Below are 2,006 nucleotides of genomic sequence, written 5' to 3'. Positions count from 1 at the left end.
TTATTCAAGTTGCTGATTGAAAAGCCTTAAACCGGGTTATCGATATCGACAAAATGGTGAGTCAAACCAAACTCGCGGCGCAAATGCTCGCCTAAAGCCTCTATGCCATAACGCTCGGTGGCGTGGTGACCGGCAGCAAAATAATGAATGTCCTGCTCTTTGGCGCTGTGGAAGGTGCGCTCAGATACCTCTCCACTGATAAAGGCATCCGCGCCCTGACTCACTGCAAGGTCGATATAATCCTGAGCTCCACCGGTGCACCAGGCCAGGCGCTGCACGGGTCGGTCGGCAGTGATATGCAGCGGCGCCCGGCCCAGCACCCGCTCAAGTAAGCTACTGAAGGCTGCGCCGCTTAAAGGCGTATCCAGAGTGCCGCTCCACAGTAGCCCATCACCGACATTCTCAAAAGCTTCGGCATCTAGAATGCCAAGGCGACGGCCCAGAGTGGCGTTATTGCCCACCACCACGTGAGCATCCAATGGCAAGTGATAACCGAAGAGATTGATATCATGGGTCAGCAGCGCCTTTATGCGGCGCTGTTTCATGCCCACTATCACATCGGGTTCATTCTTCCAGAAAAAGCCGTGGTGAACCAAAATTGCATCGGCGTTAAGCTCGATGGCTCTGTCGATAAGCGCCTGACAAGCCGTTACCCCGGTAACCAGGGTATTGATTTTATCCTTGCCCTCAACCTGCAGGCCATTGGGGGCATAATCCTTAAAACGGCTGATTTGAAGAAAGTCGGCCAAATACTGGTCCAGCGTGCTGCGCTCCATGGCGCCTCCCAAACTGTGCTTAATATTCAATATGTTGATGGCAAAGTGTACTTATCCAGCCCTCAGCGTCAATCCACGCTGCATATCTCGCCATTCGTCGGCGAAAAATTGGACAAGACAGGCATCCGCTTTTACTATGTGCCCGGTAACCCAAACAACCATAGACGACAACAGGTTATATCAATATGTCTAACATGACCAAAGAAGAGGTGATCTCAGCCTTGGAGGCCGCGCTGGAGAAAGCCGAAGGCCGTAAGGTAAGCATTGAACAGAAAGGAAGCTGGTTCAAAATTGATGGTGGAAAGTCCCTGCGTTTTGCCGAGCTTGAGGCCATGCTGGCCGAGCACGATGCAGACAGCGCACCCAAGCCCACCAAACCGGCACCAACCACAAAAGCCGAGCCTAAGGCCAAAGCTGAACCTAAAGCCAAGGCCGAGCCAAAAACCAAGACTCCTCCCAAAGCTGCAGCAAAGCCGACAGCAAACACAGGCAAAGGTGGTCTGCTGCCAAAGGATCTGTGGAAACAGCAACTGCTGGCCAAAGGCAATACCCTGCCCCGCGGCGTGAAGTAAACTGAGGTTTACATGCGGCTATTTTATAGCCAGGCGCGCAGCAAAAAGCCCGGAAATACCGGGCTTTTTTGTCGTTATCGAAAGTACGTGTTACAGGTTTACATCGCCTTATCCACTCTGACCATACCCTGCAGATACACCACTCTCACTTCGTCACCGGCCTGTAGCGGCATGCGGGAGTCTTCGTCCTGCAGAATCATGATTTGCGTTTCGTCTTCCTGCCTTATCATTAATTCAATCAAATGCAGCTGGCGATAATAATCACCGCCTGCGCGATTCGCCACTGCGCCTCCTACCAAAGCGCCCAAAACGGTAGCCACATCCTGACCACTGCCGCCACCAAACTGATGGCCTATTACCCCGCCCAATAAGGCACCGCCGAAGGTGCGCCAGCCACTGTGTCTGTCTTCTACCAATTCCTGTTGTGTCACTCGTCGAACAGAGACAAGTTCACCATAAAGGACTTTTTCGACCGGCATCGCCTTGTTGCGCTCGTAAGCAGCGCTCAAATTGGCTGAAAAACACGCAGTCAACAGCATCAGGTAACAGAGGACAGGTTTCCACATATTCCAATTTCCGCTACTTTATAAGAATGGACTTCCTGATAGTACGCCATTGTGAACGGCCTGTCTTTTATTGATGATGAGCACATGCGGTT

General features: G+C 52.0%; 3 protein-coding genes. 1 reads left to right on the top strand and 2 read right to left on the bottom strand.

Features of this window, described 5'->3' with window-relative positions:
• Positions 1 to 26: 26 nt before the first annotated feature.
• Positions 27 to 776: a Nif3-like dinuclear metal center hexameric protein gene (locus ABYK60_RS18455; RefSeq protein ID WP_372873454.1), complete on the bottom strand. Its 750-nt coding sequence runs from the start codon at positions 774 to 776 to the stop codon at positions 27 to 29.
• A gap of 185 nt (positions 777 to 961) precedes the next feature.
• Here ABYK60_RS18455 and ABYK60_RS18450 point away from each other — a divergent pair, with 185 nt between their 5' ends.
• Complete coding sequence (locus ABYK60_RS18450) at positions 962 to 1,348, top strand: hypothetical protein (RefSeq protein ID WP_372873453.1); 387 nt, start codon at positions 962 to 964, stop codon at positions 1,346 to 1,348.
• A gap of 98 nt (positions 1,349 to 1,446) precedes the next feature.
• Here the strand turns inward: ABYK60_RS18450 and ABYK60_RS18445 are convergent, their stop codons facing one another.
• Entirely contained in the window at positions 1,447 to 1,914 is a 468-nt protein-coding gene (locus ABYK60_RS18445; protein ID WP_372873452.1) for a glycine zipper 2TM domain-containing protein, read from the bottom strand.
• Positions 1,915 to 2,006 lie beyond the last annotated feature (92 nt).

Origin of the sequence: Shewanella sp., from assembly GCF_041630135.1 — a bacterium.
In the GTDB taxonomy this organism is placed as follows: Bacteria; Pseudomonadota; Gammaproteobacteria; order Enterobacterales; family Shewanellaceae; genus Shewanella.
Note: the sequence above shows the minus strand (reverse complement) of the source record. Positions and strands in the feature narration are given on the sequence as shown.

Excerpts from the sequence above, each read along its gene's own strand:
- ABYK60_RS18455 (WP_372873454.1), bottom strand. The coding sequence starts at position 776 with ATGGAGCGCAGCACGCTGGACCAGTATTTGGCCGACTTTCTTCAAATC.
- ABYK60_RS18450 (WP_372873453.1), top strand. The coding sequence starts at position 962 with ATGTCTAACATGACCAAAGAAGAGGTGATCTCAGCCTTGGAGGCCGCG.
- ABYK60_RS18445 (WP_372873452.1), bottom strand. The coding sequence starts at position 1,914 with ATGTGGAAACCTGTCCTCTGTTACCTGATGCTGTTGACTGCGTGTTTT.